The 15,611-nt window shown below is 38.5% G+C and carries 15 protein-coding genes and 1 tRNA gene; 1 reads left to right on the top strand and 15 read right to left on the bottom strand.

Going from position 1 to position 15,611, the window contains the following annotated elements; all coding sequences use genetic code 11:
* Window positions 1–72: 72 nt before the first annotated feature.
* The 7 genes from QZ055_RS03925 to QZ055_RS03955 all read right to left on the bottom strand — a co-directional run bounded on the left by QZ055_RS03925 (window position 73) and on the right by QZ055_RS03955 (window position 6,028).
* A complete protein-coding gene (locus QZ055_RS03925) occupies window positions 73–573 on the bottom strand; it encodes a hypothetical protein (RefSeq protein ID WP_295824785.1) in 501 nt (166 codons plus the stop codon).
* Window positions 574–641: 68 nt separating this feature from the next.
* Window positions 642–1,073: a hypothetical protein gene (locus tag QZ055_RS03930; protein WP_295824787.1), complete on the bottom strand. Its 432-nt coding sequence runs from the start codon at window positions 1,071–1,073 to the stop codon at window positions 642–644.
* 20 nt (window positions 1,074–1,093) lie between these two features.
* Window positions 1,094–1,909 (bottom strand): DUF2262 domain-containing protein, encoded by an 816-nt coding sequence (locus tag QZ055_RS03935; protein ID WP_156719884.1) that lies wholly within the window; start codon window positions 1,907–1,909, stop codon window positions 1,094–1,096.
* 63 nt (window positions 1,910–1,972) lie between these two features.
* Window positions 1,973–2,803, bottom strand: coding sequence for a DUF6630 family protein (locus tag QZ055_RS03940; protein WP_295824789.1), 831 nt, complete (start codon window positions 2,801–2,803; stop codon window positions 1,973–1,975).
* A 159-nt stretch (window positions 2,804–2,962) separates the two neighbouring features.
* Window positions 2,963–4,693, bottom strand: coding sequence for a YadA-like family protein (locus QZ055_RS03945; RefSeq protein ID WP_295824791.1), 1,731 nt, complete (start codon window positions 4,691–4,693; stop codon window positions 2,963–2,965).
* Window positions 4,694–4,913: 220 nt separating this feature from the next.
* A tRNA-Arg gene (locus QZ055_RS03950) sits at window positions 4,914–4,990 on the bottom strand.
* A 48-nt stretch (window positions 4,991–5,038) separates the two neighbouring features.
* Window positions 5,039–6,028, bottom strand: coding sequence for a 5'-nucleotidase, lipoprotein e(P4) family (locus tag QZ055_RS03955; protein ID WP_295824792.1), 990 nt, complete (start codon window positions 6,026–6,028; stop codon window positions 5,039–5,041).
* Between the two features lie 187 nt (window positions 6,029–6,215).
* On the opposite strand from QZ055_RS03955, the gene QZ055_RS03960 reads away from it, so the two are divergent.
* On the top strand, window positions 6,216–7,097 hold the full coding sequence (locus QZ055_RS03960) for a hypothetical protein (protein WP_005385025.1): 882 nt from the start codon (window positions 6,216–6,218) through the stop codon (window positions 7,095–7,097).
* A gap of 248 nt (window positions 7,098–7,345) precedes the next feature.
* Here QZ055_RS03960 and QZ055_RS03965 read toward each other — a convergent pair whose 3' ends face one another.
* From QZ055_RS03965 to QZ055_RS04000, 8 genes are all read right to left on the bottom strand, one after another.
* Complete coding sequence (locus QZ055_RS03965; protein WP_295824795.1) at window positions 7,346–8,809, bottom strand: catalase; 1,464 nt, start codon at window positions 8,807–8,809, stop codon at window positions 7,346–7,348.
* 295 nt (window positions 8,810–9,104) lie between these two features.
* Window positions 9,105–10,373: a polysaccharide lyase family 1 protein gene (locus tag QZ055_RS03970; RefSeq protein ID WP_295824798.1), complete on the bottom strand. Its 1,269-nt coding sequence runs from the start codon at window positions 10,371–10,373 to the stop codon at window positions 9,105–9,107.
* A gap of 136 nt (window positions 10,374–10,509) precedes the next feature.
* Entirely contained in the window at window positions 10,510–10,794 is a 285-nt protein-coding gene (locus QZ055_RS03975) for a hypothetical protein (RefSeq protein ID WP_295824799.1), read from the bottom strand.
* A gap of 109 nt (window positions 10,795–10,903) precedes the next feature.
* Window positions 10,904–12,235, bottom strand: coding sequence for a DNA polymerase IV (gene dinB / locus QZ055_RS03980; protein WP_295824801.1), 1,332 nt, complete (start codon window positions 12,233–12,235; stop codon window positions 10,904–10,906).
* A 2-nt stretch (window positions 12,236–12,237) separates the two neighbouring features.
* On the bottom strand, window positions 12,238–12,582 hold the full coding sequence (locus QZ055_RS03985; protein WP_009352539.1) for a helix-turn-helix transcriptional regulator: 345 nt from the start codon (window positions 12,580–12,582) through the stop codon (window positions 12,238–12,240).
* 540 nt (window positions 12,583–13,122) lie between these two features.
* A complete protein-coding gene (locus QZ055_RS03990; RefSeq protein ID WP_024063803.1) occupies window positions 13,123–14,406 on the bottom strand; it encodes an adenylosuccinate synthase in 1,284 nt (427 codons plus the stop codon).
* Between the two features lie 74 nt (window positions 14,407–14,480).
* On the bottom strand, window positions 14,481–14,753 hold the full coding sequence (locus QZ055_RS03995) for a helix-turn-helix domain-containing protein (protein ID WP_024062668.1): 273 nt from the start codon (window positions 14,751–14,753) through the stop codon (window positions 14,481–14,483).
* Window position 14,754: 1 nt separating this feature from the next.
* Window positions 14,755–15,611, bottom strand: an 857-nt coding sequence (locus QZ055_RS04000; protein WP_295824802.1) for a type II toxin-antitoxin system RelE/ParE family toxin, incomplete at its 5' end; no start/stop codon positions are given.

Consider the following 15,611-nt stretch of genomic DNA (forward strand, 5'->3'; position numbering starts at 1 on the left):
TGGCATTATAAATATCATGGCCATCATCACTATCTATGATTTTCACACCGTCAATTGCCATATGAATCTCCTCTAGGACTCTCGTAATGCCAGTAGTGCAAATACTTCGTCCATATCAAGATTAAACATGTTACTTTCAAGATTAATAGGTTCAAAATAGTAACGAACTGTATCTGCCCCAAATTCATCGTTTAATTTGGCCCATTCTGCCCCTGAAAGCACAGTAAATCCAAGCGTATCATTTCCAAGGCTTTCAGTAAACCAACGCACCTCATAATCAGGCTGAACGAAGTCGTTGAAGTATTTGATAGTTACATCCCGATCTTTCTCATCACCGTAAGGAATTAAGAGTTCATTATCGCCCTTTTGTAACACAATATCGTCACCATAGAGCTTGCCATTACTAACAGTTTGAATATCGATAGGCTCATCCATCATATCATTGAAATAACGAACCACATCTTCGTCATCCTCGCGCCAGTCAATCCAAATAATAGCCTCAGAATTAAATAAATCATCTAAATCCATATCATGACTAAAGAAATCTTTAACTAATGTATACATATCTTCCATAATCTCTCCTGCATATCACTTATTTTTTAGATAGTCTACAACACCCGTGTCACCAATTTAGTACAACTCTATAAGGTTTCATAAATCACATCTTGTTGAACCGTAAAGTTTTCATCAAAAGAAACCAAAACATATAGATGTCCTGCTGGGGATTCTCCCACATCATAGCCTAGTGCAAATGCATCGTAACAACCTGACTTATCTAGCATAATATCGGTTAAGGTTAGTACAATAGACTCTTCTTGCGGTATTTCCTGTTGTATGAGTTCCTGTGCTAGTTGATCTAATTTATCTAATTGAACATATAATTGTTTCCACATTGGTAGTGAAAGCACCTCAGCCTCAGTATAATTAGTGCAACTAATATTAAGTTTTTGAAAGACTTGTCCTTCATTCTCTATACGATTAGTTCCCAATCTGCGAGATACAAAGTAAACGCCATACGGTTCTTCAGACCAGCTTTCAACATTCCATAAAGTCATTAATTCCGATTTTCTCATCAGGACGCTCCATTAGTTAATCATCCTGCAATATCCGCATCAGTAGGATTTCCATCTGCATCAATATGAGCTATGATGCAGTGCCCCCAGAAGATATCGTCATCGTCATAATAGACCTCTATGGTGCCATCATTGCGAAACGCCAATTCTCCCATCGTAATACGCTTAGCAAATACGTCTGACGTAATCGGATCTTGGTCGTCATTGTCGAGCCAATAATTAGCGAGTTCTAACAAGGTCTCACTAATATAGGTACTAATTCGTTGTTCAAATGCTTTGAAATTATCGATTGTATTGAAAGTAGCCAATGCTACGGTACAGCTTTCATCAGAACCCTCATCCACATCAAGGGTGAATGCATAATCATCAATTCTGGCTGTGTAATATTGATACTCTCGATTTAACAGGAAATCACCCCTATCAGTATGAAGGTATTTAGGAGTTTTCAAATAAGCCGACAAGGCCTCTAACTCACTATGTTTAGCATGTTCCTCTAACACCTCAAGCACATAATAGCGATTATTCCAAGAAGGACGCATATAGCCCAAGTCCTCTAAAGGCTTTGCTTTCTTAACCAACAATTTGTAAACGCCATGGGGCTCAAAAGAATAACCCCATCTATCGTCAAGGCCCTCAATAATCCACGTCAAAATGCCTTCGCTACGGTCAAGCATACCAGTTCGAGTATCTAGGATAGCATCGGTGTCCACCAGTGGTCTATGGTACTTCTCTAAATAAGGACTAGCCCCATTCGCATCACTGCGTGGTAATGCATAAATTTCAAACTCTTCCGATTCAAACTCTGCTTCATATTCTGGTAGACGTACAATACTCATATGACTCTCTCCTATTTATCTCACATACAAGCAAATATATAACTAGTCTATAGCCTAACATCATCATAATCGCTCAGCTACATCGATTCTATGTAATAATTCTTTCGCTAGTTCTTTGGCTGTTTTAAATTCCTCATTTGAAAGCACCATAAGTACAAAGCTATCGGTTCCTGTGTCCATGCCTGCTAACGTATAGTTTTCCCACGTAGAATTAAGACTAGCACACCAGTCCATAATAACTTGATCTTCATCTAATGCTGCTGTATCAATAGTTAGATTTTCTCTAGTATCTAAAGACTTATTACATATTAACTTCTGTACATAATAAATAAAATCCTCTAGTTCACATCTACAGTCTAACTCTACGGCATATCCTTTAGAGACTAGTTTCTCATAGAGGTTCCACCAGCTATCTTCTAATTCTTCCAAGGAGCGCAACTTAACCTTGGTCATAAACGATTTAGCTTGTTTAGCATCGCCTAGCAACAACGTTGCTAACTCTTTAAATGTAGATTGCATCTGATCGATATCTAGATACGCTGCTTCTACACACAAGCTACAATCAGGTACTCTGCGTTTTTTCATAAAAGCCCGCATCATCTTCACTGCGTCAGGATAACTTACATCAGCCATACGATAGGTCTTGCCATCTATATCTAAGAATAAATCTACTGCATCTGATGTTTTTCCTACACGCGCTTTCATGGCTGTACATCCATCGATGGCATGAGGTGGGTAAAGCTCCATATACATATAAAATCCATCATGCATAGCCTGTAAAGTATTATCTATTCCGACTATATTAAAACCGTTTCCATTAGAACCAGGGCTCTTCAAGCGCCATTCTTCGTATTCATCAAATAGTTTTTCTTGAATCCAATTGTAAAAGCTCATATACTACTCTCCACTATATACTGTCACTTACATTTAATGTTTAACGGAATATGTAATTGAATATGTATCTTAATTATATCATTATTAAGGAATACTTATAATAAAAGCATAGGATAAAAAAACTCCTACAAGAGAAACCTTGTAGGAGTTTTGATTCTATTATTTAGATTCTAATTTAGCTGCCAATTCAGTATATTTTCGTTCTAACTCATTATATTTTTCAGATAGGTCTTTCATATCTTTCTTAAGTTGTGCTGCATCTTCAGTAGTTACCTCTTCAGAGCTTTTACCAAATTTGAAATTAGCACCTAAGCTAATAGAATTACGACCGTTACCAACGGTAGTGGCAGCATTAAACATTGTGTTTTTATTAGGGCGATAGAACGCACCTAGCGCCGCTGCATTAGCATTTTTATAGTTACCAAAGCCAACGGAATAGGACCATTTATCATGTTTATCGAAATCTAATGGATGCAAGCCAGCTAGTGCTGCAGAAGCCGCCGCTACGCTAGATACTTGTTGATCAGTGTAGGATTTAGCTTCATTTAAGCTATTGGCGCCGCCATTAATAATACGATTATTTAACGTATTAATATCGCCTTCTATGGTAGTGATACGGTTTTCATGATTATCTACTACGTCTTTAATGGCATGTAATTGGGACCCATTGACTGCATCAGTAGATGTAGCAGATACACGGCCTGCTGCTACATTTGTAATCGTACGTTCTGCTCCACTATCACCAATGCTCAATGTACCAACCGCATTTCCACCAGCAAAGTTATAAGTTCTGCCGCCGATAACACCAGAGTTAGTAGACACTGCTGTAGCCGTAACAGACTTAGCACCTAAGGCAATGCTATTATCTGTAGCAGCCATCGCATTTGTACCGATAGCAATGCCGTTTTCCTTTGTTGTAGTTGCACTATGGCCGATTGCTAAGGAATCCTTTTCTGCTGCATTTGCTAATGTACCAGCAGCAAAGGCACTTTTACCAGCACTAGTTGAATAATTACCTAATGCTACAGCATCTTCATTAGAAGCCACTGTTTTAAAGCCTAACGCTGTGGAGTACGCACCGCTAGCATTTGCATAAGAACCAACTGCAGTCGTATTCATAGCCGTTGCTTCTGCATTAAAACCAAACGCAGAAGATTGATTACCAGAACCTGTGGAGCTATAACCCACTGCTGTAGCATAATCATTTTTTGCTCTTGCATTATAACCAATCGCTGTACCCATATTGTTATTGGCCTTTGCATTGTTACCGATAGCAACAGTATTTTGAGCAGTTGCTTCCGCTTTACGACCGATTGCATACGCATCGTTGTATGTTGCTTTCGCACTATCACCAAAGGCGATTGCATTATTACCTTGGACCTTGGCACCAGTACCACCTACCAAAGCATTATTGCCTTTAATGGTGTTATTCATGCCCAAAGCTACAGAGTTCTGACCATCAATACTATTACGGTTACCAATTAATAAAGAGTTAATTGCATTGTCATTATTAATATGGTTAAAACCACCTGCGATATTATTAGTACCGCCAACAGTATTGCTAGTACCTACTACCAAGCTGTGAGTAGCAGAGTTTTTATTATACCAACCTGATACGATACTGCCTGGGCCAGATACAGTATTATTAGTACCAGAGGTGATCGTATCATTAGCGGAAGATCGAACTGTATTCTTGTCTCCACCAAGCAATATATTTTTTACAGGGGAGAACATATCCTGCTCAACTTTATTATCCCCACCATATGCAATAGAATTTTGCATATTTAATGGCGCAGCAGTTGCAGCGCTAATATCTAAATTAGATGCGGCAAACGCTGTTGTAGTAACACTGGCGGTAATCATAGCCGTTAAAAGCAATTCTTTTTTCATAGGTTGTACCCCTTTTAAGACAACAAAAACAATAACTCAAAAAAAGATTCAAAGTTATCTGATGAAACCTGAATCCACTTCTCTATGCACTATCCATGCTTTAACATGAATAAAATATGAATATTACTCTAATATTATAATTCCAGCTCATAAGAAATGCAAGATAATACAAAAAAGAAGGTATACAGCTTATAAAAGCCGTATACCTTCTTTTCTATACTGGTGCGCCTAACCGGAATCGAACCAGTGACACGCAGTTTAGGAAACTGCTGCTCTATCCTACTGAGCTATAGACGCATGTATACTTTATTATATCGTTTTTAATAAAGTATACGCAAGGCGTCCTTATTGTTGTAGGTATTGGTTATTCACTTGTTTTTGTTCTTCTGGGCTGAGGTTTTGGTAGCCTTTCGCTAATGCACTAACCCAGGATCCGTAGGCAGGATTTGGAAATACAACAAAGGTAGTACCAAAGTCTTCTTTATGTTCATCGATGATAGCGTTTCTTTCAGCTAAGGTCTTACCTTTTGTACCAATTGGGAAGTCACCGGCATTATCACCCATGTATAGAACGACATAATATTTTTTAGCAATCATATCGAAGCGAGGTTGTTTATCAGAGTCTTTTTCGAATAGTAATACATGTTCTTTATCGACGGATGGGAATCCTAGCTCCTTAAAGTTTTGTACTGTTGCATCATAGTTAACAGGTGCATAGCGGTTTGAAACGTAGAATATTTCAACACCTTGTTTATGTACTTCATTTAGGAACTCAACAGCACCAGGCATGGCTTGCGATTTACCTTGATGCACAGCTTGACGCCACCAAGGAGCATCGAAGCGACCATTGCCATTAGCAACACTTTCACCCATCAGTTTAGTATTATCCACTACTGTTTCATCAGCATCAAGAACGATAGCAAGAGGTTTTCTTTGATGAGATGGATCAGTAACGGCCATCTTAACAAGGTTTAGCGCCACATTGTACCCTTGATACGCTAGTGCTCTGTACTCTGCAGAGGTGCGCATCCATAAGAGCCCCATTGTTTCTGTTTCGGCTTGGTACTGCTGTTTTTGCTTCAACGCTGCCTGCTCATCTAGCGGTACTGCAGCTTTTGTGGCCTCACTATTAGCGGCTACCGTATTAGCTACCGTATTTGTAGCCGCTGTACTATTAATCGATTGGGTTGATTGAACCTGCGCTACCATCGCTGTAGGAACTACAGGATTTGCTTTCACTGTCGTCGGAGAATCCGCCTGTACCACAGAACCTACGCAAAGGCTACCGCCAAAACAAGCCACCGCTATATACCATGCTAAACTACTACGTTTCATAATTGCCTCCTATCCACATTGGCTCTCTGTATACATACAATACACAATGTAATTCTACATAGGTATACGAAAGTCCTCTATAAATTTATATTCTATCTGTATATTTTAAATCTATCTACACTATAACTATGCTATAATACAGCTGTTGATAGTATTAGAGAGTTCTTATAAAAAAGAGGTATATGTAATGAAACTATGTAAACGATCGATTATTACCAGTTCACTATTTGCTGTATTGGCTATATCATCTGCGTACGGGGCTACACCAGTACAGCCAAGTGAAAGCACAGATACTGCAGTGGTTGATATGGATTATTCTAATATTCCAGAGTTAAAAAAATCTATCGAGAGCGCAACACCTGCTATGATACAATCTACGCTTGATGCTTCTAAGGGAAAACCTACTAAAGATAAGCCTATCTATTCAACAGTGACTATGTCTGGTAACCGTGTTGTATCCGTAAAAACTTACAAAACTAAAGAAGAACAAGAAAAGGCCATGTTAAAAGAGCGTAAACGCTTAGACAAGGTCACTGCAGAACGTCAGGCTAAAAGAAAAGACGAAACACGCACAGATATGCTAAAAGGTTTAACACCAATACCGTCCTATCCACCTGTTAGTGAAACACGCGTATTACAAAGTGAAATGTTCTCTAGACCATTTGGTAGACAACTCGATTTGCGTTTAGTAGAGGCCTATACACAAGATTATGACAAGGCAAAACCTGGCGATATTTATGTCTATGCAGATTATGTGGACTACACATCTAAACAGCTATTAGGTGAAAAAGATGGCACCACTGCTATTTCAGCTATGATTCTACGTGTACTCATGAGAAAAGACGAAAACAAAGCTTTCAGCATCGATGTAAATGCGTACTTCATAAATCCAACAACACATACCATTTCCATAAGTCGTTCTGAAGATGCAAAGGGTATCGATATCAAGAAAGAGGAAAGAGCTGAAGCTGTATTTAAACTACCATCACACCAACTACAAGCCGGCGATCCACAGTATGAAATCGCTAAGCTTATGTATCAGGACCTAACTAATAAAAAATTTGATTAACAATATTTAAATACACTCACCACGACAAAAGCCCCACCTTACTATGAACTACATAGCAAGGAGGGGCTTCGTTTTAGTTTAAGGAAGTTCTTTTAGTCGTTTATGTTGTTTAGATAGAATATCATTTACATAAATAGTTATATAATGTGTGCAAGTTTATAGGATTGTTTTATGTTCTTTTAAGGGGTTATTTATGTAAATATAAGAGAGTTTTGTAAGGGATTTATTAGTTAGAGAGATCTATTAATTTATTTTACATCGCTGAAATCGATGTTCATGCCCAAGGCTTTAGCTACGCCTTCACCATAAGCTGGATCACATTGGTAGCAATGTTTTGCATGGCGTTCTTTAATGAAATCAGGTACACCATCCATAGCTGCTGCTGTGTTTTCAAACAAGATTTGCTGTTTTTCAGGGCTCATGAGACGGAACAATTTACCTGGTTGTGTGTAGAAGTCAGAGTCATCTTCGTAGAAGTCGTATTGGTATGCTGCACCAGATACGTCTAGACCAGGGTTTTTGAATTGTGGTTGTTCAGCCCATTCACCGAAGCTATTAGGAGCATAGCCAATAGTAGAGCCATGGTTACCATCTACACGGCCTTGTCCATCACGATGGTAGATGTTTACAGGGCATTTAGCGGCATTAACAGGGATTTGATAATAATTTGCCCCCAGACGATAGCGTTGCGCATCGGCATAAGAGAACAAACGACCTTGAAGCATTCTATCAGGAGAGAAAGATATGCCGGGAATGATAGTTGTTGGAGCAAATGCAGCTTGTTCTACATCTTGGAAATAATTTTCTGGGTTGCGGTTAAGTTCCATCACACCAACTTCAATCAATGGGAATTCGTCATGATACCATACCTTTGTTAAGTCGAATGGGTTGTATGGCATGTTATTAGCTTGTTCTTCGGTCATCACTTGGATGCATAATTTCCATTTAGGAAAATCGCCTCTTTCAATAGCCTCAAAGAGGTCACGTTGGTGGCTTTCACGGTCACTAGCTATCACATTAGCCGCCTCAGCGTCGGAAAGATTTTCAATCGGCTGTTGACAAACCCAATGGAATTTAACCCATACACGTTCATCGTTTTCATTAATTAGACTATATGTATGGCTACCAAAACCATGCATTGTGCGGTAGGATTTAGGAATACCACGGTCACTCATAACGATTGTTACTTGGTGAATTGCTTCTGGCAAGCTAGACCAGAAGTCCCAGTTTGCTGTCGCATCGCGAAGGTTTGTTTGTGGATTACGTTTTACAGCGCGGTTCAAATCAGGGAATTGCAATGGATCGCGGATAAAGAATACAGGTGTATTGTTACCTACGAGGTCCCAGTTTCCTTCTTCTGTATAGAATTTTACGGCAAAGCCACGAATGTCGCGTTCTGCATCGGCCGCACCACGCTCACCGGCAACGGTAGAGAAACGCACGAATAACGGCGTTTGCTTGCCTACTTCAGAGAAAATTTTTGCTTTCGTATATTTTGTAATATCGTTAGTGACTGTGAAAGTACCAAATGCACCGGATCCTTTAGCATGCATGCGGCGTTCAGGAATCACTTCGCGCTCAAAATGAGCTAATTTCTCCATGAGCCAAACATCTTGCATCAATACAGGACCACGTTTACCTGCTGTAGCAGAGTTGCGATTATCTGGTACAGGAGCGCCAAAGGCTGTTGTTAATTTCTTTTCATCACTCATGTTACAAACTCCTACTTAGAATAAAAATAAGTAATAATATGCGACCTTAAAAATTGTATGAAACATATTATTACATAAAAAACAATAAATATTATCAATTAATAATCATTATTTATTATTACGATTAAATCGTAACATATAAATGGCGATTATGCAATACAAAATCTTGTATACATGCTCTCATATAGAAACAGTACATGAGAAAAGCCTATAGGAAATCAATCCTATAGGCTATTTGCATCATTATTAGGCGTAAACACTTACATACGCTATCTGTACATATAACTAGAATATATCATCTATTAATATTATTTGCCCCCGCATTACGTAATACATTTTCTTTTACTTCATTTACAGGATCTATTTTAGTAAACAGTTCAGGTTTCCAATCTACAGGTGTTAACGTATCATTAAATGTATCAATGATTTGTCCGTTAAACATATTATTAACTGTAGTAAGTTGTTTTCCTCCAAAGACTTTCACAAATGATGTATAGTCTTTACCTACTATATCCGCCACATTGTTTTCAGCATAGATTTGGGAGTTTTTCCCAACACCTAGTGCGTAAGCATAAGCATATTCACCATTTGTAGTATCTGACGCAAAGTAATTATTATACACATGAACCTGGCCAAATCGTACTCTTGGTAAGCGTTGTACTACATCATGGAAATAATTATGATGCAAAGTTACATGTAATTTTCCTTCATCTGAAATTTTTGAATCACTACTACCAATTAACATAGTTTTATTGTGGTTTTCAAACGTCGAATAAGAAATCGTTATATAGTCAGCTTCATTGGTAATATCAACCAATCCATCTCTATGCTCATATTTACGACCAAAGTATTTTTCTACTGTTTCGGGGCCATCTTGGAAGGAAGAATGATCAATCCAAATGTGTGTACCACCTTTTATAGAAATACTGTCATACTGAGAATTCCAATTGCCCTCTGGTCCATCATTAGGATCCCAAGAAGGGAAATAGTCATAAGGAGATTCAAACTGTATATTTCGTATGATTACATTATCCGAATCAAGAACCAAATTTACACCCTTTAATTTCGCATTGTCCATGCCAATGATGCTTGTATTAGACGGTACATGAACCGTAATAGACTTACTTTGATTCTTTTGTGATGCCTTACGCTTTGCTTCTTGCTCATCTTTTAAACTCTTAGGCGCTGTGCTTTGCGGCTTATGAGTTTCTAAATATTGTTGAAAGTCATAGCCATCGACCATGTAGTCTTTCATAGTCAATGGTTTACCATTATCATCGGTATCAAAATCTATAGTTCCATAGACTAATACAATCTTAGGTGTAGTATTTTTCCTATTCTTAAGAGCTGATACAAATTCTTTTTTATTTGTTACTTTAAACACATTCTGTTCTGTAGCATTAGCACCACCAGTAGTCCCATTGCCTACAGAAGCAAATCCGTCCTGTTTAGGTAATGCTTCACGCATAAAGGTAGGGCTCTCAGCTGAACCTCGCGAAAAGGTCATCATTAATCCAGCGATTAACACTATGAGCAATCCAAGGGATATCATTATCTTTTTCATACATCGAGTTCCTTAGTTTCTGATACATTACAGTATGCTATGCCGCCATCATCTCATAACAATAGCATTATCTCATAGCAACAATAAGAGAACCCCTTCATAGTACCAATAGGCCTATGAAGGGGTATCATTTTATTTACGCTGGACGGCTCCAGTCGACTTGTACATCGATGGCTTCCCACATGCGTGTTAAAGCTAATTTGAAATTGTCTAAAGACTCTAATGGTTTTACAGTTAACCGTTCATATGTATCAAGACCTGTAGCATGCTCGATAGCATGTTCATCGTTCAAGTAAGCGATAACCTTATCTACCCACTCTTGTTCAGGTAACTCTACGGATACTGTTTTTGCTTCTGTATCATAGGACAAGAAGCCGTTGCTGTTGATGCCATAATGGATGGCTACACGAAATAAACTCATATCTATACCTCTCTTGCGGTAATTTCTAAACACTATATCCATATTGTAACATGAACATTTATATTAGCGAAAGTATTCAATATAAAGTTTATGAGTCTATTATATGGAATTATACATCCTCGTTAGTAGATTGTGCATCTACTGCGGCCTTAAGTTCTGATCTCTTTCTACGCGCCCCATTTTCTCCGTGAAAGCGCTGCCATAGAGCACCGCTCATAACTGCAGTCTCACCGAACTTAGATTCTAAGGAGTCTAACACACCAGCCAGCTTATTTTCGTTTTCATTCCGAGGCGACTCAAAAAGGCTATCCTGCATCGGTACCTCTTCATCTAGACCACTTACGGTAAGACCTAACAAGCGTATAGGGCCTGGTGGCTCCATGAAGGTAACACCATTAGAACTACCATAGTTAGCCCCAGCATAGCTAGAACGACTACCTTTAGGCTTCTTGCTCGTCTTATCTTGCATAAGCTTGTTCCACAAGAGCAGTGCTGTTTCAAAAAACACATGCTCATGGTCTGATGGTGTATCTAATCGTTTCTGTCGCGATACGGTGGTAAAATCATCATAGCGCACCTTAATCGACACGGTATGCCCTAACAAATTGCGTTTCCGTAACCGCTTTGACAAACGATTGGCGAAATATCTGAACTCGAGTTCAATAGCACTGCCATCGACAAGATCCTCTTCGTAGGTTTCTTCGGCTCCGATGGATTGTATTTTACGATCTGTTTCTACAGGCCGTTCATCAATACCATTCGCTAGCTCCCATATGCGTCGCGCCTGATTGCCTACAATGGGAATGAGACTCCCTTCATCTGGCAAGGCTTGAATGTGACGCATCAAGTGGAAGCCTCCTGCTTTCAGCCGTTTTTCCGTATGAGGGCCTACGCCCCAAATCCGTTTAATAGGCAATGGAGCCAAAATCTCTTTTTCACGACCATAAGGAATGACTACAAGGCCATCTGGCTTGTCTAAATCAGAGGCTAGTTTAGCTAAAAATTTATTAGGTGCTAATCCCGCCGAGATGATGAGCCCGGTCTTCTCATATACACGGTCCTTGATGGCACGACCTAACGCTTTAGGCCCACTATACATGGTAGACATACCACTTACCTCAAGAAAGGCCTCATCGATAGACAATGGCTCAATGTAGGGAGTAAATTCTTTCATAATAGAAAAAATCTGATGCGATACCTCTTTGTAGCGGTCCATACGCGGATACACATAAATTCCATCAGGACATAATTTCTTAGCCCTCGAGATAGGCATGGCAGAATGAACCCCAAATTTACGAGCCTCATAGGAACAAGTAGCAACAACGCCACGTGAAGAAAGACCACCCACGATAACGGGGTGGCCTTTATAGTCTGGATGATCCAGTTGTTCGATGGACGCGAAGAATGCATCCATATCAACATGCATAATCCAACGTCTCATTGTTACGCTTCTTTTTCGTGCTCAGAAATACGGCAGTATTTAATTTGCGCACAAATGCACTCATCCTTAGATTTATATAATTGAGGGATGATTTCTAGAATGTCGCCAAATGTAGCTTCGTTAATGGAGTAACGTGTCCATAAGCCATTACGTTGAGAGTTAACTACACCTGCATCAATTAAGATTTTCATATGGTAGCTCAACGTAGATTGGGATAAATTGAAGCTAGCTAAAATATCAGCTGCACATAATTCATTGCAAGACAACATGTCGATGATGTGTAATCTTGTTTCATCGCTTAATGCCTTAAAAATCGTCGCTAAACGTTCATAAGAAACTTCAACCATATCTTTAACTCCTCAAATCCGTATCAAAAAATGTCAATCTACTTATTGATACTATTATATACTATTTCTTAATGTAAATCTATTTTTTTCTTTATATTTGTATCTTAATAATTTATTATGAATACCAAATAATTATATATGAGTAAATTTTACCACATTATAAACTAATTTCAGCACACTATAAGCTATTTGCTATGAATATTTTAAATAAATTTTCATCTCATAGATTTATTTAGTTATACATAAAAATGTATATATAATGATTTTGCACAATTATTTTCTATAGAATTTTCGATATAGCGATTTTCTAATAACCATATAGCATACTTCGATATACCGCACTATATTAGCAATCGAAAGGATTAGATATAAACTATACCGATTTTGTGTTCTAATGACTTTCAATACAAAAGACCCCTCATGAAGGGGCCTTATCTGTATAATTCTATAAATCGATTGCATAGTAGAAAAACCATAGAATTTATAATGATAAATTCCAGTCTACCCTAGAGCAATCCTATTATATCAAATTGGTATAGCTTAGAATACGTTTACCAAGTCGATAGTTTGGTTACGGTTAGGGCCTACGGATACGATACCCAAAGGTACACCTGTTACTTCTGCAATACGTTCTACATATTTGCGAGCATTTTCAGGAAGATCTTCGTATTTACGGATACCAGAAATATCTGTTTCCCAACCTGGCAATGTTTCGTACACTGCTTCGCATGCTTCAAGATCTTTCAAGTTAGCTGGGAAGCCTTCTACATCTTTACCATTCAATTTGTAACCTACGCAGATTTTCAATTCTTTGAAGGAATCAAGGATATCCAAGCGTGTAATAGCGAGATAATCTAAGCTGTTAAGACCTGCAGCATATTTTACAACCATAAGGTCTAACCAACCGCAACGACGAGGACGACCAGTTACAGTACCGAACTCATGACCAAGTTCACGAAGGTTATCGCCAGTTTCATCAAGAAGCTCTGTAGGGAATGGGCCTGCACCAACGCGTGTTGCATACGCTTTTACAACACCGAAGATATTTTTCAAGTAGTTTGGACCAATACCAGCGCCTGTGGAAGCACCACCAGCGATTGGATGAGAGGATGTTACGAATGGATATGTACCATGGTCAAGGTCAAGCATAGTAGCTTGAGCGCCTTCGAACAATACCTTTTTGTCCTCTTTAACTGCTTTAAGAACAGCGATGTTAGTATCTGTTACATATGGTTTCAACGCTTCAGCGTATTTGATGTAATCCGCTAAGATTTCATCATAGTTAACAGGTTCAGCATCATACACCTTAGTAAGCATTTTGTTTTTGAATTCTACATTATATGCTAATTTTTGTTTGAATGTTTCAAGGTCATATAAGTCGCAGATACGGATGCCAATACGGTTAATTTTATCAGCGTAGCAAGGACCGATACCATTTTTAGTAGTACCGATTTTAGCATCACCTTTGGATGCTTCCTCTGCATTATCTAAAGCGATATGATATGGCATGATAACATGCGCACGGTCAGAAATATGAAGGGATTTTGCAGATTTACCTTGTTTTTCAAGGCCTTCGATTTCTTGTAACAATACTTTAGGGTCGATTACAACACCAGTACCAACGATATTTTGTTTGTTATCGTACAAAATGCCGCTTGGTAAAAGTCGAAGAGCAAATGCTTTGTCATCTACCACAACAGTATGACCTGCATTATTACCACCTTGACTGCGCACTACAACGTCTGCACGTTCCGCGATCCAGTCAACGATTTTACCTTTACCCTCGTCACCCCATTGAGTGCCGATAACCATACTTGTTGCCATATCTATATCCTCCATATGAAAGTCTAAATAATTCACTAACATTATACAACAATGTTCGGACTCTGTGAAAGTATTTATACAAATTCAATCTTTAGTTTCTTCCCAAAAGCATGAGCTATTTTCTGTAATGTTTTTAAAGATGGATTACCATTGCCATTTTCAATCTTACTAATATCAGACTGAGTAATACCTGTTAATTCGGATAACTGCATTTGCGTCATATGAGCTGCCAATCGTGCTTCAACTATATTCTGAATAATTTGATACTCATCATCTAATGCATCCCACTCTTTTTTAAACTTAGGATTTTTCAATTGTTTCTCTAAATATTGATCTAACGTTTCCATATTATGTATACCTCTCGATATAATCGTTCTTATATTTTATAGCTAATTCAATAGCGCTCTTCGGTGTTTTCATAGACTTTTTAACAAAACCATTTGTTAGAACAATTCGCTTTCCCACAAAAAAGAAATACAATATTCTCGAAATATTGGAGCCTTGCTTCGTTCGTAACTCATAAATACCATCTTCTAAATGTTTAGACTGAGGCTCTCTTAAACGATTGCCATATAGTTCAAGTATCTTTAGATCTCGAATTGTTTTAGCCCTTTGTTTATCTGAAAGTTCATTTAAAAATGCTGCAATACCGAGTTCGTTTTCTCCGATATAAAAACCATATTGATACAGATAACTGAGATCCGACAGATCTGCTTTCATAATAATCTTTTTGTACAGACTATCCACCGGGTCGATCATTTCCCGGATCTGATTCTCCACAAAGACTTCACTGTAATCATGGAAATACCAGTAAATCGTCTGTTTTGCTTCCTGTACATCTTCCTCTTCAAAACAATTGTACACCTGTACAAAAAGTTCTATCAGTAAAGTCAGTTCTGCCAGTTTTCCCTCAAAGGCATAAGCAATCGCCACATCCAGCTCTGCCCGCAGAAAACTAAGCAGTTCTCCTTCTTTTTCTCCAAAAACAGTAACTGCATAGGCTGGATTTGCATAACTCTCCGCATAATAGGCCGGAAGCATATGATGATACAAAAACTCCTGATCTCCCTTACAACTCTCCAGACTGCGCTGCTGCAAAGTTCCCGCTATTGCCATCTGACATAATTCCATCGTTTTCTCCAGATAAGCTGCTGCCTCTGAAAAATAGTCTTTGTAACATTCCGGCACCTGTGGCTCTTTACTGA

The sequence above is a fragment of the uncultured Veillonella sp. genome (assembly GCF_905209685.1).
In the GTDB taxonomy this organism is placed as follows: Bacteria; Bacillota; Negativicutes; order Veillonellales; family Veillonellaceae; genus Veillonella.